The organism is Streptomyces jumonjinensis (assembly GCF_009600885.1).
Classification (GTDB): Bacteria; Actinomycetota; Actinomycetes; order Streptomycetales; family Streptomycetaceae; genus Streptomyces; species Streptomyces jumonjinensis.
Genome location: NZ_VCLA01000194.1, coordinates 93,500 through 117,222, shown reverse-complemented (window position 1 = coordinate 117,222; position 23,723 = coordinate 93,500). Strand labels below are relative to the sequence as shown.

The following is a 23,723-nucleotide window of genomic DNA, read 5'->3' as shown; positions in this document are numbered from 1 at the left end:
CGGTGGAATGAGCGGGGGAGGGTGAAGAGCCCATATGACGGGCATCGGGGGGCACTTGGCGCTCGACTCATGACGAACATCACGCCTCCGGCGACCCCGGGTCGCCATGCGGCTACAGCAGGCGACCGGTCAGCCGCCCGGGCGGACGACGCCGAGGATCTTCATGGAGCCCGCGCCCGCCGTGGTCACATTCCGGCCCGGCCGCGGCGCGTGCACGATCGTCCCGTCGCCTATGTACATCCCGACATGGCTCGCGTCCGCGTGGTAGACGATCAGATCGCCGGGTCGCAGGTCGTCCACCGGCACCCGGGGCAGCTGCCGCCACTGCTCCTGCGAGGTGCGCGGTATGGTGCGCCCGGCCGCCGCCCATGCCTGGGAGGTCAGTCCCGAACAGTCGTAGGAGCCGGGGCCCTCGGCACCCCACTGATACGGCTTGCCCAGCTGCGCCGTCGCGAACTCCACCGCCTCCGCGCCCCGGCCGGTGGCCTCTCCGCCCGTCCCAGCGCCCGTCTCCGCGTCCGCCTTCCCGGCCGTGTCGCCCAGCGCGCCGCTCTTCAGCCACTCGGCCTGCGCCTCTGCCGCCGCCTCGCGCTCCAGCTCCCGGATCCGGTCCCGCTCCTCCTTCTCCAGCCGGTTCTCTATCTTCTCCGCGGCTGCGATCTTGGCTTTGATCTCCTTCTTGGCCTTGGCCTGCTTGACGCGGCTCGCCTCCAGCTTGCGCCACTGGGCGCTCGCGTCACTGGTGTAGGACTCCAGCTCGGACTGGGTCTGCTCCAGCTCGTCCAGCAGATCCTTGGTGGCCTTCATGCCCTGCTGGACCCTGTCGATCCCGTCGAGGAAGAGCCGGGGGTCGTCGGTGAGCGCCAGCTGGGCCCCCGGCGGCAGTCCGCCGCCCTGGTACTGGGCGCGGGCCGTCGCCCCGGCGAGGTCCTTGAGGTCTTCGATGCGCTCCTGGCCATCGGCTATCTCCTGCGCCAGCTTGACGATCTCGCTCGACTGCCGCTCCGCCCGCTCTTTGGCGAGGTTGTACGCGTCCGTCGCGGAGACGGCCTGGTGGTAGAGGTCCTCTATCCGCAGCCGCACCTCGTCGAGCGACTTCTCCGCGGCGCCGTCCGGCGGCTCGGGCGCGGCCGGGGTCCGGGGCAGCAGCGGCGCCTCGGCCGGGGCCGCGGGGGCGAGGGGGCTCGCGAAGGCGGTGCCGGGGGACGCCAGCACGGTCAGGGCGCAGACCAGGGTGATCGCGGCGGTGGCACAGCGGCGTCGGTTCACGACTCCCCCTCCATCGTTAGCTGATTTACCGTCAGTAACTTATGGGCGCTGACGAGATGGTGCCACGGCACGCTCCAAAGCGACAGGGTCCGCCGGCGGATCCTCCCCACGTGCAATTACGAACAGAGCGCCCCGGGCGTTCCCGATGCACGCCCTCTTCACCCGGACGGGTGGAAACCGGGCACGCTACCCGGAGCGGGGGGCGAGCGCCGCCCAGTCGACCGTGACCTCTCCCTGCCGCCATCTCCGCCGGTCGTCCTTGAGCGGCCAGTCCGCCGCCAGCTCCCGTACCGCCTTGATCCAGCGCTGCCGCGCGCCGAGCGAGGCGTACGGCGCCGCCGCCGCCCACGCGCGGTCGAAGTCCCGCAGAAACGCGTGCACCGCCTCGCCCGGGACATTGCGGTGGATCAGCGCCTTCGGAAGCCGTTCCGCCAGATCGGAGGGGCGGTCCAGGGAGCCGAGCCGGGTCGCGAAGGTCACCGTGCGCGGGCCCTCGGGCCCCAGCGCGACCCACACATGCCGCCGCCCGACTTCGTCACATGTGCCCTCGACCAGCAGTCCGCCCGGCGCGAGGCGTCCGCACAGCCGCGCCCAGACGGCGGCGACCTCGCCCTCGTCGTACTGCCGCAGCACATTCGCCGCGCGGATCAGCGTCGGCGGGCCCGCCACCGGAAGCTCGAAGCCGCCGTGGCGGAAGCTCAGCCCCTCGCACTCGTACGGCTTCGCCGCCGCGACCCGCCCGGGGTCGATCTCGATGCCGACCACCTCGCAGCGGGGGGCGGCGGTGCGCAGCTGCCGCATCAGTTCGAGGGTGGTCCAGGGGGCCGCGCCGTATCCGAGGTCGACGGCGACCGGCCGGTCGCTGCGGCGCAGCGCCTGGCCGTGTGCGGCGGCGATCCAGCGGTCCATCCGGCGCAGCCGGTTGGGGTTGGTCGTCCCGCGGGTCGGAGTGCCGACGGGACGGGTCATGCCAACGAGCGTAAGCGCTCCCGGCCCCTGCCCCGCCGACCGACCCCGGCCCCCGCCCCGGCTCAAGCCCTGCACCGGACTGCCCCCGCCCCGGACCTCCCCGCCAGGGACGGATGCCGCGCCCCCCTTGGCGCGAGGGCGGCGGGAGGGGGCCACCCTGCCCTGCGCGGGCCCTTGTCGGGGGCCAGCCCCCGAACCCCCGCGCCTCAAACGCCGGCGAGGCTGAATTTGGCTCCCCGCTCCTCAATCTCCCCCAGACTTCGTCCGGGGGGACCCCCAAGGGGCTGGTTCTGCCGGGATAGACGGCGGGCGGGTTGAGGTCTCATGGGAGGGGGCCGCGCAGGGGTGGTGCCGGGACGTAAAACGTGATTTTGTGGCGCAAAGGAGGCCCGCCATCAAACAGGGACTGGAAACGCGCCGTAAATCATGAGTCCCGGCACCACCCCGGAGCGGCCCCCGGACCCCAGCACACCGCCGCCCAGCCCGAAGCACCCCGAAGCCCCCGGCCCACCCCTGAGCGCCCCCCGACCGTAATGATTTGGCAAACTGACGAAGTGCGGGAAATGGAAGCGCGGACTCCGCTGTTGAGTGCCGGTGGAGAGAAGGCCCTGCCCGACTCGCCCCACCCAGAACCCCGGCCGTGCGCATCGCCGGAACGAGGAGGAACGCCGACGTGAGCCAGTACGGCCAGTACGTCTCCCGCCTCGGCAGCGGCTTCGCCGCGCCCCGGATCCGGTTCCCCGGCGGCCAGCGCAAGCCCCGCCGGATCGCCATGCTCAGCGTCCACACCTCCCCGCTGCACCAGCCGGGCACCGGCGACGCGGGCGGGATGAACGTCTACATCGTCGAGCTGGCCTCCCGGCTCGCCGCCATCAACATCGAGGTCGAGATCTTCACCCGCGCCACCGAGGGCGGACTCCCCTCCTCCGTGGAGCTCGCCCCCGGCGTTCTCGTACGCCATATCGACGCGGGCCCCTACGAGGGCCTCGCCAAGGAAGACCTCCCCGGCCAGCTCTGCGCCTTCACCCACGGGGTGATGCGGGCCTGGGCCCGCAGGCGGCCCGGCCACTACGACCTGGTCCACTCCCACTACTGGCTCTCCGGCCATGTCGGCTGGCTCGCCGCCGAGCGCTGGGGCGTGCCGCTCGTCCACGCCATGCACACCATGGCGAAGGTCAAGAACGCCTCCCTCGCCTCGGGCGACACCCCCGAACCCGCCTCCCGGGTCATCGGCGAGACCCAGATCGTCAACGCCTCCGACCGGCTGATCGCCAACACCGCCGAAGAGGCGGATGAGCTCATCCGCTTCTATGACGCCGACCCCGCGAGGGTCGCCGTCGTCCACCCCGGGGTCAATCTCGACCGCTTCCGCCCGGCGGACGGCCGCGCCGCGGCGCGTGCCCGCCTCGGGATCCCGCAGAACGCCTTCGTACCGCTCTTCGCGGGCCGGATACAGCCGCTGAAGGCCCCCGACATCCTGCTCCGCGCGGTCGCCCGGCTGCTGACGGACCACCCCTCGCTCCGCTCCCGGGTCCATGTTCCGGTCGTCGGCGGCCCCAGCGGCAGCGGTCTCGCCCGCCCCGAGGGCCTCCAGAAGCTCGCGGCGAGCCTCGGGATCGCGGATGTCGTCCACTTCCAGCCGCCGGTGGCCCAGGAGGCGCTCGCCGACTGCTTCCGCGCCGCGTCCACGCTGGTGATGCCCTCGTACAGCGAATCGTTCGGCCTGGTCGCGATCGAGGCGCAGGCCGCGGGCACCCCGGTGGTGGCGGCCGAGGTCGGCGGCCTCCCGGTCGCCGTACGCGACGGGGACACCGGAATCCTCGTCGCCGGCCACGACCCGGCCGACTACGCGCGCGCCCTGCACCGGCTGATCGCCGACCCGGCGCTCACCGCCCGGATGGGCGAGAAGGCCGCCCGGCACGCCGAGTCCTTCGGCTGGGACCGGGCCGCATCGGCCACGGCGGACGTGTACGCCGCAGCCCTGTGCGAACACCGCCGCCGGGTACGCTCGGTCCATGTCTGACGTACGGCAGTCGCCCACCCAGATCATCGAGCGGGCCCTCACGGACGCGGATCTCGAATGGGAGAGCCCGGAGCCCGGGTCGTACGCGGTCAAACTGCCCGGCACCCGGAAGCTGTCGACGACCTGTTCCCTGCGCGTCGGCGCGCACTCCCTCTCGGTGAACGCGTTCGTCGTACGCCACCCCGACGAGAACGACGCGGCGGTGCACCGCTGGCTGCTGGAGCGGAATCTGCGGCTGTACGGGGTGGGTTACGCGATCGATCATCTCGGCGACATCTATCTGACCGGCCGGCTCCCGCTCTCGGTGATCACCCCGGAGGAGCTGGACCGGCTGCTGGGCTCGGTTCTGGAAGCGGCCGACGGGGCGTTCAACACCCTGCTGGAGCTGGGGTTCGCGAGCGCCATCCGGAAGGAGTACGCCTGGCGGGTGTCGCGCGGAGAGTCCACCCGCAATCTGGACGCGTTCACCAGCCTGACCGGCAAGGGGCGGCAGCCCGGGGAGCCCACCGGCTGACGGGCCCGGGTAGACACCGGCCCAACCCGGATGGACACCGGCCCAACCCGGATGGACACCGACCCGGATAGCCACCAGCCCGGATCCCCGCCCGTCGCGGGCAGCTCCTCGTACCCCCGTCGCCCGCCCCCTTCCCGTGCCCGCGACCACATGGCATGCTCGCGCCCATCGACGCACATATGAACGCTGTTCATATCCGTGGAGGTGAGGCTCATGGAGAGAGACCGGCGCTCCGCAGGCGGACGCACCCCGCTCGCCAGACGCACCCTGCTCGGCGGCGCCACCGCCGTCGCGACGGCATGGATCACCGGCGGCCCCGCTGCCGCCGCCGCCCGGACGGCGCCGGGCCCAGCCAGCCGCCCGGGCCCAGTCGCCCGCCCGGCCCCGGCCGCCGCCGCTCCGGTGAGCTCCGCCCTCTGGCGCGAGTATCTGCGCACCCCCTTCACCCACCCCCAGATCCCCTTCGTGGGCCGGGCGGGCAGTCGCAGCCGTGCCCGCAGACCCCGTACCGTCCGCGCCCTCGACTACGGCGCGGACCCCAGCGGCTCCACCGACTCCGCCCCCGCCCTCAACCGCGCCATCGCCGACGCCGGCGAGCGCGGCGGCGGCACGGTCCTGCTGCCCGCCGGCGTCTACCGCATCGACGATCTCATCCGCATCGGCCACAGCAACGTCGTCCTCAAGGGCGCGGGCAGCGCCCGCACCAGGCTGTACGCCACCAAGCACCTCACCGAGCTCATCGGCCCGTACGGCAGCCGGTACGGCGGAGACAAATCGTCCTGGTCCTGGGCCGGCGGGCTCATCTGGCTCTGCCCCCGGGACCGCTGGGCCGCGCTGACCGACGCCATCAGGGCGAAGGACTGGCCCTTCGAGGGCTGGACCGGCAATGCGCGCGACGCCTGGCGCACCCTCACCACCGTGCGGCCCGCGCGTCGCGGGGACCGTGTCATCACCGTGCGCGACCCCCGGGCGGTGCGCCGGGGGCAGCTGGTCCTGCTGCGGATCGCCGATGACGCGGACCACACCCTGCTGGAGCACATGGCGGGCGGCGGGCCGGGCCCCGAGGCGTATCACTGGGCCGACAAGACCAAGCTGACCAGCTATGTCCCCTATGAGTGGCCGGTGCGGGCCGTCTCCGTCCAGGGGAACGAGATCACCCTCGAACGGCCGCTGCCGCTGGATCTGCGGCCCGAATGGGACCCCCGGCTGGTCACCCCCGTCACCCCGCTCACCGACTCGGGCGTCGAGGGGCTGACCCTGGAGGCGGTGGAGACCCCGCAGTCCCCCCACCTCCTGGACAAGGGCTACAACGGCGTCACCTTCCAGTGCGCGTACGACTGCTGGGCCGAGGACGTCACCGTCCGCCACGCCGACAACGGCTTCGGGCTGGTCGCCGCCTCCGCGTGCACCCTGCGCCGGACCCGGGTGGAGGGCCGCGGCTCCCACCATCCGTACTTCTGCCGCGAGGGCGCGCACGACAATCTCATCGAGGACTTCGTCATCGCCCAAGCGACGGTCCCCGCTCCCTCGGGCACTCAGCTGCACGGGATCAACGTCGAGGGACTCTCCAGCCATAACGTCTGGTCGCGGGGGGTGATGGAGACGGGGACCTTCGACACGCACCGAGGGATGCCGTTCGCCAACGTCCGCACCGAGGTCACGGTGAACAACGAAGGACGCCATGGCGGCGACGCGAGCGCCGGACCGCTCTACGGTGCCCGCTTCACCCACTGGAACATCACCGTCACCAATGGGCGGGCGGGGCTGGTCAAGATCGACGAGGTCGCTCCGTACAGCGCGACCGTCGCCATCTCCACGGTCCGCGAGTTCGGCCAGATCGACAAGCCCGACTTCACCGGGGCGCTGAACTCCCGGCTGGAGGCGTACGGCACACCGGACGGCGTCTGGCCGCGCAATCTGTACGAGGCGCAGCGCGCCCTCCGGCTCGGCTGACCCGGCTGGGCCGTCGGGGCTGGCTGGGCCGTCGGGACTTCCCCCCTCTCCGGGTGTGCGCGAGGCCCCGGAGAGGGGGAGAATCCCGGCATGACCGACATTTCGGGAAGGGCTGGAGATGCGATGGGCCCCGGCCCGACCGCGGCTGACCCATCGGCAGGACCCACCGGACCCACGGGCCCTGCCCGACCCACGGGCCCTGCCCGACCCACGGGCCCTGCCCGACCGGCGGGCGGCTCCGAACCGGCGGCGGCGTGGGGCGGTGCGAACGGTCCGGCCGCGGCGCGAGGCGGGACGAACCAGACCCTGGCGCTCGCGGCGATGATGTTCGCCGTGGCGATGACCTTCATCGACCAGACCGTCGTCTCCATCGCCGCCCCGGACATCACCAGCGAACTCGGCCTCACCTCCGGCGGCATCCGCTGGGTCGTCAACTCCTATCTGCTCGCCCTCGCGGCGTGCTTCGCGCTCGGCGGCAGACTCGCCGACATCCATGGCCACCGCAGGGTCATGCTGATCGGCACCCTGATCTTCGTCATCGCGTCGGTGCTCTGCGGCTCTGCCCCGGCGGGGAGTTCCGCCCAGACCTGGATGATCACCTTCCGGGTGGTTCAGGGGGTGGGCGCCGCGCTGCTGTTCCCCGCCGCGCTCGCCGTGGTCGTCGCGGTCTTCCCGGTGGAGCGCCGGGGCCGGGCCCTCGCCCTCTTCTTCGGCCTCTCCGGCGGTCTCACCGCGATCGGCCCCCTGCTGGGCGGCCTGCTCACCGCCTGGACCTGGCGGGCGATCTTCTGGGTGAACGTCCCGGTCGCCATGATCGCGATCACCCTGACGGTGCTGGCCCGGATCCCCGACACCGTACGGAGGGAGCGCCTGGATCTGCCCGGCGCCGCGCTGGCGGCCTGCGGCATGGGGCTGAGCGTGCTGGGTCTTCAGCAGGCATCCGAATGGGGCTGGGCCGCCACCGCCACCTGGGCCTGCATCATCGGCGGCCTCGCCCTGCTGGCGGTCTTCTGCTGGTACGAACTCCGCTTCCCACGGCACCCGCTGATCAAGCTGAGGGTCTTCCGCGACCGGGCCTTCACCGTCGACACGGCGGTCCTCTTCTTCGCGATGCTCGCCTTCGTCCCGCTGTTCTTCTTCGCCTCGGTGTACGCGCAGGTCTCGCTCGGCGAGTCGCCGAGCGGGGCCGCGCTCTATCTCCTCTACTTCTTCCTCGGCTTCGTCTTCGCCTCCCAGGCCGGCGGCCGGATGCTGGACAAAAGGGGGGCCCGGCCGCCCATGGTGCTCGGCGCGGCGCTGGGGACGGCCGGATTCGCCCTGTGGGCGGTGAAGCTGACGGATCTGTCCATCGGGGCCCAGTGGCCTTACGTGGTGCTGGCGGGCGCGGGCATCGGCTTTCTGCTCGCTCCGGCGTCGACGGACTCGGTGAACCGGGCGATCGACGCGTCCTACGGCGAGGTCACCGGCATCACCCAGACGACCCGCAACTACGCGGCGGCGGTGGGGCTCGCGGTCTACGGGACGGTGCTCAGCCATGTCACGGTCGACCGGGTGGGGCAGACGCTTCAGTCGCGGGGCGTGTCCGAAGCGGCGGCGAGGGACGCGGCGCACGGGATCGCCCGGTCGGTCTCGGGGCACGGAGAGCGGGAGGCGACGGGGAAGGGGGCGGGGGAGGGGCCGGTGGCCGCCGGGCTCCGGGACGCGGAGCAGGCGATCCGGCTGGACTTCGCCGAGGCCAATCAGTGGGTGCTCTACGGGATGGCCGCCGCGCTGGCCGCCGCTTTCCTCTGCGCGCTGGCGCATCCCGGGACGAGAGTGACGGAGGTGCCGCCCCTCGGGCGGTGACTCAGACCTGTTCGGCGACCGCCTGCCGCTCCCCGCCGCCCTGGCCCTGCACCTGCACCGCCGCACCCTCGGTCGCCGTGCCCTGGACCGCCGTGCCCTTGGTCCCCGGGCCCTGCACCGCCCCGCCCGGCCCGGAGTCGGCTTGCCCCGAGACCTCGTCGTCGTCCCGCGAGAGGTTCCGCATCAGCGCCCAGTACCCGAGCCCGGCCACCGTCCCCAGCGCGGCGCACATGCCCCACAGCCACGCGGAGCCGAACCGGTCGATGACGAAGCCCGCCGCCAGCGGTGCGATCAGCGTGGCGACCGACCAGGTCATGGTGTACATGCCCTGATAGCGGCCCCGGCCGTGCACCGGGGAGAGCCGGACCACCAGACCGGTCTGCGTCGGCGCGTTGACGATCTCGGCCAGCGTCCACACCACCACGGTCAGCGCGTAGAACCCGATCGACCCGGCGAAGGCGGTGAGCCCGAAGCCGTACCCCGCGAGCAGCGAGGAGATGATCAGCAGCCGGCGCGGATCGCGGTGCTCGATGAAGCGGGTGACGGGGATCTGGAGCACCACGATCAGCAGACCGTTCAGCGCCATCACGGTGCCGAAGTCGGAGGCGGAGAGTCCGTCCGCGCCCATCGCCAGCGGCACTCCCACATGGCCCTGCATGAAGATCAGCGCGATCAGGAACGACAGTCCGACCACGCTCATGAACCGCCCGTCGCGCACCACGGTCATCAGACTGACCTCCGCCGCGCCGTCCCCGGCCGTCCCGGTCTGCTCCGGCCGGGACTCGCGCACCTTGACGAAGACCAGGATCGCGCAGAGCAGCGTCATGGCGGCCTCGCCCAGGAAGCCCGCCATATAGCTGTACTCGGCGATGAAACCGGCGGCGATCGCGGAGACCGCGAAGCCGAGGTTGATGGCCCAGTAGTTGAGCGAGAACGCCCGCACCCGGTCCTCGGGACGGACGATGTCCGCCATCATCGCCTGCACGGCGGGCCGGGAGGCGTTGGTGGCCATGCCCACCAGACAGGCCACGGCCGCGATCGCCACCGGATGGTGGACAAAGGCGAGCGCGGCCACGGACAGCGCCGTGGAGGTCTGGGCGATCAGCAGCGTGGGCCGCCGCCCCAGCCGGTCGGCCATCACCCCGCCGCCGAGGGAGGAGACCACCCCGCCGAGTCCGTACAGGGAGACCACGAGCCCCGCGTACGCCGCGGAATAGCCCTGGTCGGAGGTGAGATAAAGGACCAGGAAGGTGGCGACGAAGCCCCCGAGCCGGTTGACCAGGGTGCTCGTCCACAGCCACCAGAACTCGCGGGGCAGCCCCGACACGCTTTCCCGAACGGCGCGGCGCAGACCGGCGACAGGCATGGATCCCCCCAGGACCTTCAGCAGATAATGTAAGTGGCACAGCTAGAAATCGAGCATTACATATGCCTCGGCTGGGGGGCTAGTCGATTGACGCGGACCGTCAAACGGAACAGGGCTCGAACGGAGACCGCACACCCGTCCATTAGGCTCGGACGCATGGCCGACGCACCGTACAAGCTGATCCTCCTCCGCCACGGCGAGAGCGAATGGAACGCGAAGAACCTGTTCACCGGCTGGGTGGACGTCAATCTCACCGAGAAGGGCGAGAAGGAGGCGGTCCGCGGCGGTGAGCTGCTCAAGGACGCCGGTCTGCTCCCCGATGTGCTGCACACCTCGCTCCAGCGGCGGGCCATCCGCACCGCCCAGCTCGCGCTGGACTCCGCGGACCGCCACTGGATCCCCGTCCACCGCTCCTGGCGGCTGAACGAGCGCCACTACGGCGCGCTCCAGGGCAAGGACAAGGCGCAGACGCTCGCCGAGTTCGGCGAGGAGCAGTTCATGCTCTGGCGCCGTTCCTACGACACCCCGCCGCCGGCCCTCGCGGACGGCACGGAGTTCTCCCAGAGCGACGACGCCCGCTACGCCACCATCCCGCCGGAGCTGCGCCCGCGCACCGAGTGCCTGAAGGACGTCGTCGTCCGGATGCTGCCGTACTGGTACGACGGCATCGTCCCGGACCTGCTGGCGGGCCGCACGGTCCTGGTCGCCGCCCATGGGAACTCGCTGCGTGCGCTGGTCAAGCACCTCGACGGCGTCTCCGACGAGGACATCGCGGGTCTGAACATCCCGACCGGCATCCCGCTCGTCTATGAGCTGGACGCCGACTTCAAGCCGCTCAAGCCGGGCGGTACCTACCTCGACCCGGACGCCGCCGCCGCAGCCATCGAGGCCGTGAAGAACCAGGGCAAGAAGAAGTAGCCCCACTCTCCGGTCGAGCCCCCTGCCCGTGGATCCCCGCAGGCAGGGGGCTCATCGCTGCCCGGGTACGGGCGGCTCGGACGCCGGCCGGGTCAGTCCAGCGGTCCGTCGGCCAGTACTCCGTGCCGGAAGGCGGACCACTCGTCCGCGGTGAAGCGCAGGGGCTGTCGCCCGGGGGACTTCGAGTCCCGGAGCGCTATCGCGCCCCCCGGCAGCCGGGCGATCTCGACGCATTGAGTAAGGCTGTAGGAGCTCTTCGTCCACACTGCGTGTGCGAGGTCCGTGGCGTCCATCGATTCCTCCTGGGGTGGGTGCCGGGGAGATGGCTGCCCCGGAGCAGCCCTCCGAACCCCGGAAGCCCGCACTCCGGCGGCTCCGTCCGGTGGGACGGAGCCGCCGGACACTTCCTCGCGGCTACCCGCAGCCCCCGCCGCACTGGCAGGACCCGCCCGACTGGCAGCCGCAGCTGCACCCCGGTCCGCAGGTGCAGCCGCTGAGCAGCGGCAGCGGAACAGGCTCCGCCGGGGTCTTTCGCTGGGTGGCCTTTGTGGGGGATTCAGTCATATGTCCCTCCTGGTGAGCGTATGGTCCGTACGGGGCGTTGATCCGCACGCGGTGCACAAGACGCACAAGACGCGCACGGTGCACAAGGGTGTACGGGGCGTACAGGACGTGGCGTAGGGGACGTACGGGACGTGCGGAAGGCGTCCGCACGGCGTCGGAGCGGGACGGGCTCCCTGCCCGGCTGTACGGGACGGGTGCGCACCGGGCGTACGGGACGGACAGGGCGTACGGGCGCGCGCGACCGCCGCCCCCGCCCATTCCACGCCTGCCGCGACGGGCGCGTCAACAGCGCGCGGAGGCACGCCGCCGGTCGCCGGAATCCGGCCGCTACGCGCCCTCCACCGAATTCGTCGACTGGATCTCGTCCGCGTGCTCGCCCGTCACCAGATAGACCACGCGCTTCGCCACCGACACTGCGTGATCGGCGAACCGCTCGTAGTAACGGCCCAGCAGCGTGACATCGACCGCCGTCTCGATGCCGTGCTTCCAGCGGTCGTCCATCAGATGCTGGAAGAGCGTGCGGTGCAGCAGATCCATCTCGTCGTCGTCCGTCTCCAGCTGAAGCGCCAGATCGACGTCCTTGGTGATGATCACCTCCGCGGCCTTCGCCATCAGCCGCTGTGCCAGCTGCCCCATCTCCAGAATGGTGGCCTGGAGATCGCGGGGCACCGGGGACTCCGGGAAGCGCAGCCGGGCGAGCTTCGCCACATGCTGGGCCAGATCGCCCGAGCGCTCCAGATCGGCGCTCATCCGCAGCGAGGTCACCACGATCCGCAGATCCGTGGCCACCGGCTGCTGTCTGGCGAGCAGGGCGATGGCCCGTGCCTCCAGGTCGTGCTGGAGATCGTCCACCCGCTGATCGGCGGCAATCACATTTTCGGCCAACTTCAGATCGGCGTCGAGCATGGCCGTGGTGGCGCGTCCTATCGCCGACCCGACCAGCCGGGCCATTTCGACCAGACCCTCGCCGATCGAGTCGAGTTCCTCGTGGTACGCGTCCCGCATCGAGTTCCCTTTCTACCTGTGAACAGAGGTCCGGGTGGGCTCTCGGACCCCCACGCTCCCACGGTCCGTCCGGAACACGTCCTGCGCCTCCCGGCCAAATGAACCGGTCTCATCCCCTCGGTGAACTCTGGGCGACGACTGCCGGGGGCGCGGCCCGATCGGTGGTGAGCATGTCCGTGGCCACGCATAACCTGGATGCATGGACGTGAACGCGGCAGTCGCCGCTGTGGCTGCGATCGCCGGTCTGCTGACCGGCGTGATTGCCATGCTGGCGTTCCGCTGGAGCGAGCGGGAGCAGCGCAGACCCACCCGCAGCTCGCTGCACACGGACGCCGTGCTCCCGCCCGGAGTGGACACGGTGCTCTCCGTGCTGCGCTCCTCCGCGGTGGTCCTCGACGAAGGCGACTCCGTGGTGAAGGCCAGCTCCGCGGCCTATGCGCTCGGCCTGGTCCGTGGCGGAAAACTGACCGTCGAGGCCATGCTTCAGATGGCACGTGACACCCGCCGTGATGGAGAGATACGCCAGGTCGAACTGGACCTGCCGCGCCGTGGCACCGGCCGGGGCGAGGCCCTCGCCGTCTCCGCGCGGGTCGCCCCGCTCGGCTCCCGGCTGGTGCTCCTGCTGGTCGAGGATCTCACCGAGGCCCGCAGGATCGAAGCCGTACGGCGCGATTTCGTCGCCAATGTCAGCCATGAGCTCAAGACCCCGGTCGGCGCGCTCTCCCTGCTCTCCGAGGCGGTCATGGACGCCTCCGACGACCCCGAGGCGGTCTCCCGCTTCGCGGGCCGGATGCAGATCGAGGCGACCCGGCTCACCAATCTCGTCCAGGAGCTGATCGATCTCTCCCGGGTCCAGAACGACGATCCGCTGGAGGACGCCGAGCCCGTCCGCGTGGAGGAGCTGGTGGCCGAGGCCATCGACCGTTCCCGGCATCCCGCCTCCACCAAACAGATCACTATGGCCAGCGGAGGCGCCTCAGGGCTGTATATCTGGGGTAATCGCGGCAAACTCGCCGCGGCCCTGGGCAATCTGGTGGAGAACGCCGTGAACTACTCCCCGGCCCGCACCCGCGTCGGCATCTCCGCCCGCCGGATCGCGATGCCGGGCACCAGCGGCGTCACCCAGCCGAGAGGCACCGCCGGACTGATCGAGATCGCCGTCACGGACCAGGGCATCGGAATATCCGAGAAGGACCGGGAAAGGATCTTCGAGCGGTTCTACCGGGTCGATCCCGCCCGCTCCCGTGCCACCGGGGGCACCGGCCTCGGCCTGGCGATCGTCAAACATGTGGCCGCGTCGCACGGTGGGGAGGTCACGGTGTGGAGCACCGAGGGGCAAGGGTCCACGTTCACCCTGCGCCTTCCGGAAGCGGGCTCCACGCGGGACCGTGCGTCCACCGGCTCCGACCAGGCGCCCGGTGACCACGCGCCCGCCGGCCAGACGTCCGCCGACCGGGCTCCGGACCTTGGGCCCGATCCCGGGCCCGATCCCGACTCCCGCTCCGACGACGGCCCGGATCCCGTATCCGGGCCGGACACGGTCCCCGACCCAGCCTCAGCCTCAGCCCCAGGTCCGTCCCCCCACGGCGGATCCGGCGACCTCCCGGCTCGCGACCACCGCGACCGGCCGCACCACACCGATCCACCCACCGACATCCCTGCCCCGGAGGTCCTTCCGTGACCCGAGTGCTCGTCGTCGAGGATGAGGAATCCTTCAGCGACGCCCTGTCCTACATGCTCCGTAAGGAGGGTTTCGAAGTCGCCGTGGCGACCACGGGCCCCGAGGGGCTCGACGAGTTCGAGCGCAACGGCGCCGACCTCGTACTCCTCGATCTGATGCTCCCCGGTCTGCCCGGCACCGAGGTCTGCCGCCAGCTGCGCGGCCGGTCCAATGTCCCGGTGATCATGGTCACCGCCAAGGACAGCGAGATCGACAAGGTCGTGGGGCTGGAGATAGGGGCGGACGACTATGTCACCAAGCCCTTCTCCTCGCGGGAGCTGGTCGCCCGCATCCGCGCGGTGCTGCGCCGCCGCGGGGAGCCGGAGGAGGTCACACCGGCCGCCCTGGAGGCCGGACCGGTCCGGATGGACGTGGACCGCCATGTGGTCACCGTCTCCGGCGGCAAGATCGATCTCCCGCTGAAGGAGTTCGACCTGCTGGAGATGCTGCTGCGGAACGCGGGCCGGGTGCTCACCCGGATGCAGCTCATCGACCGGGTGTGGGGCGCGGACTACGTGGGCGACACCAAGACCCTGGACGTCCACGTCAAACGTCTGCGCGCCAAGATCGAGCCGGACCCGGGGGCGCCGCGCTATCTGGTGACGGTGCGCGGGCTCGGCTACAAGTTCGAACCGTAGAGACACCCGGGCCCGCCCCGGCCGGCCGTTCGGCGGGCCCTGAGGACGGAGCATGAAGAAGCGGGGCCCCGCCGGATCTCCGGCGGGGCCCCGCTTCTGTCTCCAGGCCGGGACCGGCTCGCGGTCCCGGCCTCGGATGTCAGTGGGCGGTCTCGCCCTCAGCGCCGGTCTCGGTCTCGGCCTCGGTGCCGGTCTCAGCGCCGGTCCCGGTCTCAGCCTCAGCCCCGGCGTCGGTCTCGGACGCCTCGCCCTCGCTGCCCGGACGGCCGCTCGCCGCCTTCGAGGCGGCCTCGGCGGGCTTGCCCGAAGCGCCGGGCGACTGCGCCGTGGCCGGCGGCGTCGGCAGGCTGCTCGGACCGAAGTCCTTGAAGTCGCCGGTCGCGGGCATCACGAACGACTTGAGCTCCACATCACCGGTCTCGCTGAAGCGGAAGACCGTCTTCTGCACCCCGCCGATGTTCTGCGTCAGCGCCGTACCGTCGTCGATCACCGCGGTGGCGTTGCCCTTGCCGCCGATGACGATGGAGCCCAGCGCGGGCACGATCAGCGGGCCGGAGCCCTTCGCGGGGGAGAGCTTCACCGCGCCGGTGCCGCCCGGCAGCGTGATCGACTCGATGGTCTGGTCCTTGTCGCCCTTGTTGAAGACGGTCGCGGAGACGACCGCCGGGCCCGCGGTCCCGGCCTCCGGCTGGGTGATCACATTCGCGTTCTGGACGCTGATCGTGTCGACCGTCACCGCTGCGGTGTCCGGCTTGACGCCGAGGGACTGCGCGTTGTTGCCCGCACCGCAGGCGGTGAGAACGGTGAACGACAGCACGACGGCGGTCACGGCGAGGGCGCCGCGTCGAAGGCCGGGGGCGCCCCCGGACGGAGTTTGGGGGAGGCTCACGACGGCGGCATCTCCTTGTCGTACGGACTGGCGGTGGACGGGTCGGTCGAACCGGCGCAATGTCGGCCCGGTCCGCGTCAGTTCGCGATACCGTCCGAGATCACTTCAGTTCGCGGACAGATTACAGAGCCGCCGCTCCGCACTCGCACCCGACCCGCCCCTTCGAGCCACGGCGGCGCGCGGCGCAACTCCCCCGGGCGTCCGTGCGGCTGTCCGCGATGCCTTCCTGCCGTCTTCCGGAGGTCTTCCCCGAGGTCTTACCCGCGCTGTTCCGCCGCCGTTCCCGCGCCGTTCTCCGAGGTCTTCTGCACCGTCTCCCGCGCCGTCTTCCGAGAGTCGTTCAGTACACGTCACACGGAAGTCATGGTGGAAGTCACGGCGAAGTCGCGCCAGAAGTCCCGTCCGGAGTTCTGCCCGAAGTCCTGATGTCGCCGTTCGCCGCTCCGCGCGCTTATCGCGGTGATCAATTTCCCGGCCGTCCCGCGCATTCCGTCGATATCTTCGGCGTGACTTCGTTGATCAATTCCAGATTCTCCGCCACGAGCGTCCGGACGGGTGACCGACCGCCGAACGGAGTACGGGAAGTTCACCGCCGCGAACCCGGCAAATCGGGACGTTCGCCCATGCGGAGAGGCCCCTCGGCGGGTGTATCGTCCCCGATTCCCTTCCCCTGCGTAACCGCTCCCACCTGCGAATACCGTCTTCCGGATGCCGTCCGCAGCACGTCCCCGTTGCTGTTGTCAAGCCCCGAGATATGCCCTGACCTGCGAAAACGCCATTCAGAAGAAGCTGTATCCGTGTTACCCTGGATAGCCACGGAAGGGGTACCTGTCACATGACGTTCAAGGTTGGCGACACCGTGGTCTATCCCCATCACGGGGCCGCGCTGATCGAGGCCATCGAAACTCGCCAGATCAAAGGCGTGGACAAGACCTACTTGGTGCTCAAGGTCGCCCAGGGCGACCTGACGGTTCGTGTGCCGGCGGACAATGCTGAGTTCGTCGGTGTGCGGGATGTGGTCGGCCAGGACGGGCTCGACCGGGTCTTCGAGGTGCTGCGCGCGCCGTATGCCGAAGAGCCGACGAACTGGTCGCGTCGCTACAAGGCAAACCTGGAGAAGCTCGCCTCGGGCGATGTCATCAAGGTCGCCGAAGTCGTGCGCGACCTGTGGCGTCGTGAGCGTGAGCGTGGGCTTTCCGCAGGTGAGAAGCGGATGCTCGCCAAGGCTCGCCAGATCCTGGTGAGCGAGCTCGCCCTCGCGGAGAACACCAACGAAGACAAGGCCGAGGCTCTTCTCGACGAGGTCCTCGCGTCCTGACGCATGACGCACCAATGCCGCGGTGCCCGCTGACATGCCATGATCATCTTTGACCATGGAACTGTCGCCGGGCGCTGCGGCATGTTCATATCCCACGCACAGGGGCCCCTGACACAGCAGCACCTGACCCCTGTGGTGTGCCGGGCCCGGGCGGCTGGCGCAGACCAGTAGTCACGGAAGGGTCCGTCAAGGCGTCGCGCCCGGCACGCTGTGGCCATACCCATGTCGGCCGAGGAAACAAACCTGCCGGAGTGCAACCGATGACAGACGAACCGCTCCCGCCCCGCACCGCGGCCGTGATTCCGGCCGCCGGCCGAGGCGTGCGACTGGGGCCCGGCGCCCCCAAAGCGCTCCGTACGCTCAACGGAACCCCCATGCTCGTACACGCCGTACGCGCCATGGCGGCGTCCAACGCGGTCTCCCTCGTCGTGGTCGTCGCACCGCCCGACGACACCCCCTCGGTGAAGAGCCTCCTCACCGACCTCGCGCTGCCCGACCGCACCGAGGTCGTCGTGGTGCCCGGCGGCGACACCCGACAGGAGTCCGTCCGGCGCGGGCTCGACGCGCTCCCCGACGACATCGGCGTCGTCCTCGTCCATGACGCGGCCCGCCCCCTCGTCCCGGTGGACACCGTCGACGCCGTCATCGACGCCGTACGCGACGGAGCGCCCGCCGTCGTCCCGGCGCTGCCGCTCGCCGACACCGTCAAAGAGGTGGAGCCCGGCCGTGGCCCCGAGCCCGTCGTCGCCACCCCCGAGCGCGCCCGGCTGCGCGCCGTGCAGACCCCCCAGGGCTTCGACCGCGCCACCCTGCTCCGCGCCCATGACGCCATCGCGGCCGACGGGGAGGGCGCGACCGACTGCGCGGGCATGGTCGAGCGGCTCGGTGAGCCGGTGGTCGTCGTGCCCGGACACGAAGAGGCGTTCAAGGTGACCCGCCCGCTCGATCTCGTCCTGGCCGAGGCCGTGCTCGCCCGCAGGAGGGCCAACGATGGCTTCTGACCTCCCCCTGATCCCCCGTACCGGCATCGGCACCGATGTCCACGCTTTCGAGCCCGGCCGCGAGCTGTGGTGCGCCGGACTGCTCTGGGCGGGCGAGGACGGACTCGCCGGGCACTCGGACGGCGATGTGGCGGCCCACGCGGCCTGTGACGCGCTCTTCTCCGCCGCGGGCGTCGGCGACCTCGGCGCCCACTTCGGCACCGGCCGCCCCGAGTGGTCCGGCGCGTCCGGGATCACCCTGCTGACCGAGGCCGCCCGGATCGTGCGCGCCGAGGGCTTCGGCATCGGCAATGTCGCCATCCAGGTCATCGGCGTACGCCCGAAGATCGGCAAGCGGCGGGAGGAGGCCCAGCGGGCCCTGAGCGCGGCTGTCGGCGCGTCCGTGTCGGTGTCGGGGACGACGACGGACGGTCTGGGGCTGACCGGCCGGGCCGAGGGCCTCGCCGCCATCGCCACGGCACTGGTCTTCCGCGCCGGCGAACCGGGCTCCCCCGCGAACCGCTGAACCGCGCGGTGGCGGCGGGCCGGGCCCCGCTTGAGTACGCACGGGCACGGGCACGGGCCGTCAGCCGTACGGGGGACGGCCCGTGCCCGTGCCCGCGGGGCCGCCCGCCTTATGAGCGCGGGACGGCTGAAACCCATGAGGGCGGACGGAAATAAGCGCCGGGTGTGGCGTGGTTCACCGTGCGGGTACTGGTTATCCCGATCGGTCAATGATCAGTTCACGCTCAGCCACCAGAAAGGCCGCACTCATGTCTGCCGCACTCTCGGACGAGCTCAAAGCGCTGCTCGACAGCCCCGTCTTCGTGAACGTCGCCACCATCCAGCCCGACGGCAGCCCTCAGGTGTCGCCGGTCTGGGTCAAGCGCGACGGGGACGATGTGCTGATCTCCACCACGGTCGGCCGCCGCAAGGAGAGCAATCTGCGCCGCGACCCGAGGGTGACCGTGGTCGTCCAGCCCTTCGACGCGCCCTACACCTACGCCGAGATCCGCGGCACGGCCACCCTCACCACCGACGGCGGCCAGGAGCTCATCGACGAGCTGGCCCTCAAGTACACCGGCAAGAGGTACGCGGACTTCAACCCCGCCGCCGCGGAGGACGCCCCCCGGGTCGTCATCCGCATCACCCCGCGCAAGGTCGTCGGCCGCGTCTGACCGCCGCACCGAACCATCCGCTTTCAGATGGTTCCGACCGCTTCGCGGCTCTCCGGGGTTGCGGCAGACGCACAATCTTCGCCCCGCGGTCGCGAAGGGTCGCGGGGCACTGCTATGTGCCCACTACCCTTGTTGCGTGACTATTCGCCTGTACGACACCAGCGCCCGGCAGATTCGTGACTTCACCCCGCTCGTGCCGGGCTGTGTCTCGATCTACCTGTGTGGTGCGACCGTGCAGGCCGCTCCGCACATCGGGCACATCCGGTCGGGACTGAACTTCGACATCATGCGCCGCTGGTTCGACTACCGCGGCTACGACGTGACCTTCGTACGGAACGTCACGGACATCGACGACAAGATCATCCGGAAGTCGGCCGAACAGGGCCGCCCCTGGTGGTCCATCGGCTACGCCAACGAGCGCGCCTTCAACGACGGCTACGACGCCCTGGGCTGCCTCCCGGTCACCTACGAGCCCCGCGCCACCGGCCACATCACCGAGATGGTCGAGATGATGCGCGGCCTCATCGAGCGCGGCCACGCGTACGAGGCGGACGGCAACGTCTACTTCGACGTCCGTTCCTTCCCCGGCTATCTCCAGCTCTCCAACCAGGACCTGGACGAGCTGCGCCAGCCCTCCGGGGAGGGGGAGACCGGCAAGCGGGACCCGCGCGACTTCGCCATGTGGAAGGCCGCCCGGCCCGGCGAGCCGAGCTGGGAGACCCCCTGGGGCCGCGGCAGGCCCGGCTGGCACCTGGAGTGCTCCGCCATGGCCCACAAATACCTCGGCGCCGCCTTCGACATCCACGGCGGCGGACTCGATCTCGTCTTCCCGCACCATGAGAACGAGATCGCCCAGGCCAAGGCGTACGGCGACGACTTCGCGCAGTACTGGGTGCACAACGCCTGGGTCACCATGAGCGGCGAGAAGATGTCCAAGTCCCTCGGGAACTCGGTCCTCGTCTCCGAGATGGTCAAGCACTGGAAGCCCATCGTCCTCCGCTACTACCTGGGCACCCCGCACTACCGGTCGATGATCGAGTACAGCGAGGAGGCGCTGCGCGAGGCCGAGTCCGCGTTCGCCCGGATCGTCGGCTTCATGCAGCGCGTCTGCGAGAAGGCCGGCGGGCCGGTCGAGCCCGCCGCCGAGGTCCCGCTCGCGTTCGCCGAGGCCATGGACGACGACCTCGGGGTGCCCCAGGCGCTCGCGGTCATCCACACCACGGTCCGCCAGGGCAATTCGGCGCTGGCCGCCGACGACAAGGAGTCGGCCGTCGCCCGGCTCGCCGAGGTCCGGGCCATGCTCGGCGTCCTCGGGCTCGACCCCTTCGACCCGCACTGGGCGGGCGAGACGGACGGCGGCGAGGATCTCCACGGCGCGGTCGACACGCTCGTACGCCTGGTCCTCCAGCAGCGCGAGGCGGCCCGGAGCCGTAAGGACTGGGCCACCGCGGACGCCATCCGTGATCAGCTCCAGCAGTCCGGGCTGGTCATCGAGGACGGCCCCGACGGCCCGCGCTGGACGCTCGGCCCCCGCTGAGCAGCGACGAATGTGCCGCCCGGCCATCCGGGCGGCACACTGTCATACGTACACACATACGAGGATTCAGGAACAGGTAACAGTCATGGCCGGGAACAGCCAGCGCAGAAACCGCCGCACGTCCAACAAGAAGGGCGCGCAGGTCGGCAGCGGTGGCAAGCGACGCCGCAGCCTTGAGGGCAAGGGTCCGACCCCGCCTGCCTCCGCCCGCAAGGGACACGTCAAGAGCCGGGTCGCCAACGCCAAGGCCAAGCAGGCCGCCCGCAGGCCGGTCGCCCGCCGGGGCGGCAAGGGCACCTCGGAGATGGTCGTGGGCCGCAACCCGGTCTTCGAGGCGCTGCGCGACGGCGTGCCCGCCACCATGCTCTACGTCCAGCAGTACATCGACAACGACGAGCGGGTGCGCGAGGCGCTCCAGCTCGCCACCGGGCGCGGCAACCTCCACATCATGGAGGCCCCCCGCCCCGAGCTGGACCGGATGACCAACGGGCTCAACCACCAGGGCCTGGTGCTCCAGGTCCCGCCGTACGAGTACGCCCACCCCGAGGACCTCGCCGCGAGCGCCGCCGACCACAACGAGGACCCGCTGATCGTCGCGCTCGACGGCGTGACCGACCCGCGGAACCTGGGCGCCGTCGTCCGCTCCGTCTCCGCCTTCGGCGGCCATGGCGTCGTCGTCCCCGAGCGCCGCGCGGCCGGGATGTCCGCGGGCGCGTGGAAGACCTCCGCGGGCACCGCAGCCCGTACGCCGGTGGCCCGCGCCACCAACCTCACCCGCGCCCTGGAGTCGTACCAGAAGGCCGGGCTCACCGTCGTCGGCCTCGCCGCGGACGGGGAGCACGAGGTCGGCGACCTCGAAGCGCTCGGCGGCCCGGTCGTCATCGTCATCGGCAGCGAGGGCAAGGGGCTGTCCCGTCTCGTCGGCGAGACCTGCGACTACCTGGTGCGCATCCCGATGCCCGGCGGCGCGGAGTCGCTGAACGCGGGCGTCGCGGCCGGAGTGGTGCTCTACGAGGCGGCCAAGCGCCGCGCCTGAGGGCCCGGCCCCGCCGGGGCGCGAGGGTCCGAGGGCCCGCCCTCGCCGGGGCGGAGGACGGGGCGCGGGAGCGTACGCCGGGGCGGTGAGGGGCGCGGGAGCGCGCGTACGGAGCGTGGACACCGCGCCCGGGCACCGCTCCCAAGCCTCTCACCAGCCTTGACGGGTCTCGGACAGATAGGGCCCGTCAGAGCAGTGTCCAAACCCCATGTCACTCGGTTAGATGAGTGTGGACACCAGAACGCCCCGGCCCGGGTTCGATGATCAGCCTGCGCTGAGCATGATCAAGGTTGACTGCGACCCCGCGCAGGTCATCGTGAACCACGCCAGCTTCCGGGTACAGCTCGCCCAGCGCCCGCGCCCCTTGCGGGCCGTCTCGCAGACGGCCCGCATCCCCACCGTCGGCGCGGGCGGGGCGGTGGTCCGGCGGCGGGCGCCCGTCGTCTGGAGCGGCAGATCGGCGCCGGGCGACGCGGGGGCCACCGGTCTCCTCCAGGCCGTCCGCGACAACACCGCCACCGCTGATCGCGCCGGATACGCGGGCTATGACACCGGCGCGACCCAGGTGATCCCCCGGGTCCAGCTCGCCGGGGAGGGCGCCGGCGTACTCGACGACACCGCGCCGAACCCGCTCGTACCGGCCCCGGGCAGACCGCTGCTGCCGCCGATGCGCCAGGCGACCGGCGCGTACGACGGCATGTACCCGTCCTCCGGACCCCGGGAGCGCTACTCCGACGACCCGGCCGCGTCGGCCGACCCGGCGGAGCTGGACGACGAGAGCGCCGACGACGGCCGCCCCCAGCGCCACGGCAATGACGCGGTACGCCACGCCTACTACCCCGGCCGCCGGATGAACCTGGGCGTGGTGCTGCTGCCGCTCCGGGTCTTCCTCGGCTTCATCTCGATCTACGCGGGCATGGGCAAGCTCTGCGACCCCGTCTACTTCGACGGCGGCGAGCGCGGCTCCATGGTGGTGTGGCTCAACTCCCTGGACCCATGGGCGCTCGCCGAACCGCTGCGCGCCTTCGCGCTCTCGCACCCGGTGGGCGCGGGGCTGACCGTCGCCTTCCTCCAGGTCGTCGTCGGGGTGCTCACGGTCCTCGGGCTCTGGCAGCGGGTCGCGGCCGTCGTCGGGGCGCTGCTGTCGGCGGCGCTGATCCTCACGGTGAGCTGGAAGACCGTGCCGGCCTATGACGCGCCGGACATCATCTATCTGGCCGCCTGGTCGCCGCTGATCATCGCAGGTGCGCCGGTCTACTCGATCGACGGGCGGCTCGCGGGGGAGGCGTGGCGCAAGCTCGGGCCGCGCTCCGAGCTGTGGCAGCTGCGGCAGCGGGTGCTGCGGCGCGGGGCGGTCGTGGCGGCGGTCGTCGTCGGGCTCACCCTGCTCATCGGCTCGATGCTCGGCGGGGCCGTGCGCTCCACCGAGATGGTCACCGTCCCGGGGCCCGACCAGGCGCCGACCAACCATCTGCCCGGTTCCTCACTGGAGCGGGACAAGCCGTCCGGCGGGCGCAGCTCCTCGGGCCCGAGCGGCGCGGGCGAGGACAAGCCGTCCCCCTCGGTCAGCAGCTCCGGCACCCCCGAGCAGGGACAGTCCACGGCCCCGTCCACGGGCCGGCCGGCCCAGGAGACCGGTGACACGGGCGTGGGGCGGCCCAGCCAGACCCAGGGCACGGGCAGCGGCCGGCAGCAGCCCGCCCGCTCCGAGCCGGCGCAGCAGCAGCAGGCTCCGCCGGCCGCGGGTTCCGATCCGGCGGTGAGCGGCACGGGCAGCGGCGGCACCGGCAGCGCGCCCGGCGCGGGCTCGGAGAGCGAGAGCTCCACGGGCGGCGCCTCGGGCGGCAGCGGCTCCTCGGGCGGCGGCAAGGTGATCGGCGGCCTGCTGGGCTGACCTGCACGGCATGGGTGGGGCGGCTCCGGAGGTCCGGGGCCGCCCCACCCGTGTGTTCGTCGCGTGTTCGCGGGACCCGGGGGCGGCCGTATGCGCCCCTGAGAGCC

At 71.5% G+C, this 23,723-nt stretch carries 20 protein-coding genes; 14 read left to right on the top strand and 6 right to left on the bottom strand.

Features of this window, described 5'->3' with window-relative positions; translation table 11 throughout:
* Positions 1–129: 129 nt before the first annotated feature.
* On the bottom strand, positions 130–1,269 hold the full coding sequence (locus tag FF041_RS33030; protein WP_323393411.1) for a C40 family peptidase: 1,140 nt from the start codon (positions 1,267–1,269) through the stop codon (positions 130–132).
* Between the two features lie 186 nt (positions 1,270–1,455).
* Positions 1,456–2,238 carry a class I SAM-dependent methyltransferase gene (locus tag FF041_RS33025; RefSeq protein WP_153526151.1) on the bottom strand — a complete coding sequence of 261 codons (783 nt, stop codon included), beginning with the start codon at positions 2,236–2,238 and terminating at the stop codon, positions 1,456–1,458.
* 673 nt (positions 2,239–2,911) lie between these two features.
* Here FF041_RS33025 and mshA point away from each other — a divergent pair.
* The 4 genes from mshA to FF041_RS33005 all read left to right on the top strand — a co-directional run bounded on the left by mshA (position 2,912) and on the right by FF041_RS33005 (position 8,573).
* Positions 2,912–4,261, top strand: coding sequence for a D-inositol-3-phosphate glycosyltransferase (gene mshA / locus FF041_RS33020; RefSeq protein ID WP_323393409.1), 1,350 nt, complete (start codon positions 2,912–2,914; stop codon positions 4,259–4,261).
* Entirely contained in the window at positions 4,254–4,775 is a 522-nt protein-coding gene (locus FF041_RS33015) for a type III secretion system chaperone family protein (RefSeq protein ID WP_153526150.1), read from the top strand. Before mshA ends, FF041_RS33015 begins: the two co-directional genes overlap by 8 nt.
* Before the next feature lie 213 nt (positions 4,776–4,988).
* On the top strand, positions 4,989–6,728 hold the full coding sequence (locus tag FF041_RS33010) for a glycosyl hydrolase family 28-related protein (RefSeq protein WP_153526149.1): 1,740 nt from the start codon (positions 4,989–4,991) through the stop codon (positions 6,726–6,728).
* 324 nt (positions 6,729–7,052) lie between these two features.
* On the top strand, positions 7,053–8,573 hold the full coding sequence (locus FF041_RS33005; RefSeq protein WP_267133251.1) for an MFS transporter: 1,521 nt from the start codon (positions 7,053–7,055) through the stop codon (positions 8,571–8,573).
* A 1-nt stretch (position 8,574) separates the two neighbouring features.
* Here the strand turns inward: FF041_RS33005 and FF041_RS33000 are convergent, their stop codons facing one another.
* A complete protein-coding gene (locus FF041_RS33000; protein ID WP_194292274.1) occupies positions 8,575–9,939 on the bottom strand; it encodes an MDR family MFS transporter in 1,365 nt (454 codons plus the stop codon).
* A 156-nt stretch (positions 9,940–10,095) separates the two neighbouring features.
* Between FF041_RS33000 and FF041_RS32995 the strand changes: the two genes are divergently transcribed.
* A complete protein-coding gene (locus tag FF041_RS32995; protein WP_153526148.1) occupies positions 10,096–10,857 on the top strand; it encodes a phosphoglyceromutase in 762 nt (253 codons plus the stop codon).
* Positions 10,858–10,949: 92 nt separating this feature from the next.
* Here FF041_RS32995 and FF041_RS32990 read toward each other — a convergent pair whose 3' ends face one another.
* Both FF041_RS32990 and phoU read right to left on the bottom strand, forming a co-directional pair.
* A complete protein-coding gene (locus FF041_RS32990) occupies positions 10,950–11,150 on the bottom strand; it encodes a DUF397 domain-containing protein (RefSeq protein WP_153526147.1) in 201 nt (66 codons plus the stop codon).
* 598 nt (positions 11,151–11,748) lie between these two features.
* Positions 11,749–12,426 carry a phosphate signaling complex protein PhoU gene (phoU, locus tag FF041_RS32985; protein ID WP_153487234.1) on the bottom strand — a complete coding sequence of 226 codons (678 nt, stop codon included), beginning with the start codon at positions 12,424–12,426 and terminating at the stop codon, positions 11,749–11,751.
* Between the two features lie 199 nt (positions 12,427–12,625).
* Between phoU and FF041_RS32980 the strand changes: the two genes are divergently transcribed.
* The gene (locus FF041_RS32980; RefSeq protein WP_153526146.1) at positions 12,626–14,107 is read left to right on the top strand and encodes a sensor histidine kinase; all 1,482 of its coding nucleotides are present in this window, start codon (positions 12,626–12,628) and stop codon (positions 14,105–14,107) included.
* The gene (locus tag FF041_RS32975; protein WP_105869119.1) at positions 14,104–14,784 is read left to right on the top strand and encodes a response regulator transcription factor; all 681 of its coding nucleotides are present in this window, start codon (positions 14,104–14,106) and stop codon (positions 14,782–14,784) included. The genes FF041_RS32980 and FF041_RS32975 overlap by 4 nt, the downstream gene beginning before the upstream one ends.
* A gap of 139 nt (positions 14,785–14,923) precedes the next feature.
* On the opposite strand, the gene FF041_RS32970 is transcribed toward FF041_RS32975, so the two are convergent.
* Entirely contained in the window at positions 14,924–15,673 is a 750-nt protein-coding gene (locus tag FF041_RS32970) for a hypothetical protein (RefSeq protein WP_323393404.1), read from the bottom strand.
* A gap of 835 nt (positions 15,674–16,508) precedes the next feature.
* Between FF041_RS32970 and FF041_RS32960 the strand changes: the two genes are divergently transcribed.
* The 7 genes from FF041_RS32960 to FF041_RS32930 all read left to right on the top strand — a co-directional run bounded on the left by FF041_RS32960 (position 16,509) and on the right by FF041_RS32930 (position 23,616).
* Entirely contained in the window at positions 16,509–16,991 is a 483-nt protein-coding gene (locus FF041_RS32960; RefSeq protein WP_003953493.1) for a CarD family transcriptional regulator, read from the top strand.
* A gap of 260 nt (positions 16,992–17,251) precedes the next feature.
* Complete coding sequence (gene ispD / locus FF041_RS32955) at positions 17,252–17,992, top strand: 2-C-methyl-D-erythritol 4-phosphate cytidylyltransferase (protein WP_153487236.1); 741 nt, start codon at positions 17,252–17,254, stop codon at positions 17,990–17,992.
* Entirely contained in the window at positions 17,982–18,497 is a 516-nt protein-coding gene (gene ispF / locus FF041_RS32950; protein WP_153526145.1) for a 2-C-methyl-D-erythritol 2,4-cyclodiphosphate synthase, read from the top strand. The genes ispD and ispF overlap by 11 nt, the downstream gene beginning before the upstream one ends.
* A 247-nt stretch (positions 18,498–18,744) precedes the next feature.
* Positions 18,745–19,149, top strand: a complete 405-nt coding sequence (locus tag FF041_RS32945; protein WP_153526144.1) for a PPOX class F420-dependent oxidoreductase — start codon at positions 18,745–18,747, stop codon at positions 19,147–19,149.
* Positions 19,150–19,285: 136 nt separating this feature from the next.
* Positions 19,286–20,686, top strand: coding sequence for a cysteine--tRNA ligase (cysS, locus tag FF041_RS32940; protein WP_323372449.1), 1,401 nt, complete (start codon positions 19,286–19,288; stop codon positions 20,684–20,686).
* Positions 20,687–20,771: 85 nt separating this feature from the next.
* Positions 20,772–21,722: a 23S rRNA (guanosine(2251)-2'-O)-methyltransferase RlmB gene (rlmB, locus tag FF041_RS32935; protein WP_153526143.1), complete on the top strand. Its 951-nt coding sequence runs from the start codon at positions 20,772–20,774 to the stop codon at positions 21,720–21,722.
* Positions 21,723–21,945: 223 nt separating this feature from the next.
* On the top strand, positions 21,946–23,616 hold the full coding sequence (locus tag FF041_RS32930; protein ID WP_194292273.1) for a DoxX family membrane protein: 1,671 nt from the start codon (positions 21,946–21,948) through the stop codon (positions 23,614–23,616).
* The last annotated feature ends 107 nt before the right edge of the window (positions 23,617–23,723 follow it).

Coding starts and splice junctions, on each gene's coding strand:
- rlmB (WP_153526143.1), top strand. CDS start 20,772: ATGGCCGGGAACAGCCAGCGCAGAAACCGCCGCACGTCCAACAAGAAG.
- phoU (WP_153487234.1), bottom strand. CDS start 12,426: ATGCGGGACGCGTACCACGAGGAACTCGACTCGATCGGCGAGGGTCTG.
- FF041_RS32945 (WP_153526144.1), top strand. CDS start 18,745: ATGTCTGCCGCACTCTCGGACGAGCTCAAAGCGCTGCTCGACAGCCCC.
- FF041_RS32980 (WP_153526146.1), top strand. CDS start 12,626: ATGGACGTGAACGCGGCAGTCGCCGCTGTGGCTGCGATCGCCGGTCTG.
- FF041_RS33025 (WP_153526151.1), bottom strand. CDS start 2,238: ATGACCCGTCCCGTCGGCACTCCGACCCGCGGGACGACCAACCCCAAC.
- FF041_RS33010 (WP_153526149.1), top strand. CDS start 4,989: ATGGAGAGAGACCGGCGCTCCGCAGGCGGACGCACCCCGCTCGCCAGA.
- FF041_RS33015 (WP_153526150.1), top strand. CDS start 4,254: ATGTCTGACGTACGGCAGTCGCCCACCCAGATCATCGAGCGGGCCCTC.
- FF041_RS32995 (WP_153526148.1), top strand. CDS start 10,096: ATGGCCGACGCACCGTACAAGCTGATCCTCCTCCGCCACGGCGAGAGC.
- FF041_RS33000 (WP_194292274.1), bottom strand. CDS start 9,939: ATGCCTGTCGCCGGTCTGCGCCGCGCCGTTCGGGAAAGCGTGTCGGGG.
- FF041_RS32990 (WP_153526147.1), bottom strand. CDS start 11,150: ATGGACGCCACGGACCTCGCACACGCAGTGTGGACGAAGAGCTCCTAC.
- ispF (WP_153526145.1), top strand. CDS start 17,982: ATGGCTTCTGACCTCCCCCTGATCCCCCGTACCGGCATCGGCACCGAT.
- ispD (WP_153487236.1), top strand. CDS start 17,252: ATGACAGACGAACCGCTCCCGCCCCGCACCGCGGCCGTGATTCCGGCC.
- FF041_RS32930 (WP_194292273.1), top strand. CDS start 21,946: ATGAGTGTGGACACCAGAACGCCCCGGCCCGGGTTCGATGATCAGCCT.
- FF041_RS32960 (WP_003953493.1), top strand. CDS start 16,509: ATGACGTTCAAGGTTGGCGACACCGTGGTCTATCCCCATCACGGGGCC.
- FF041_RS33005 (WP_267133251.1), top strand. CDS start 7,053: ATGTTCGCCGTGGCGATGACCTTCATCGACCAGACCGTCGTCTCCATC.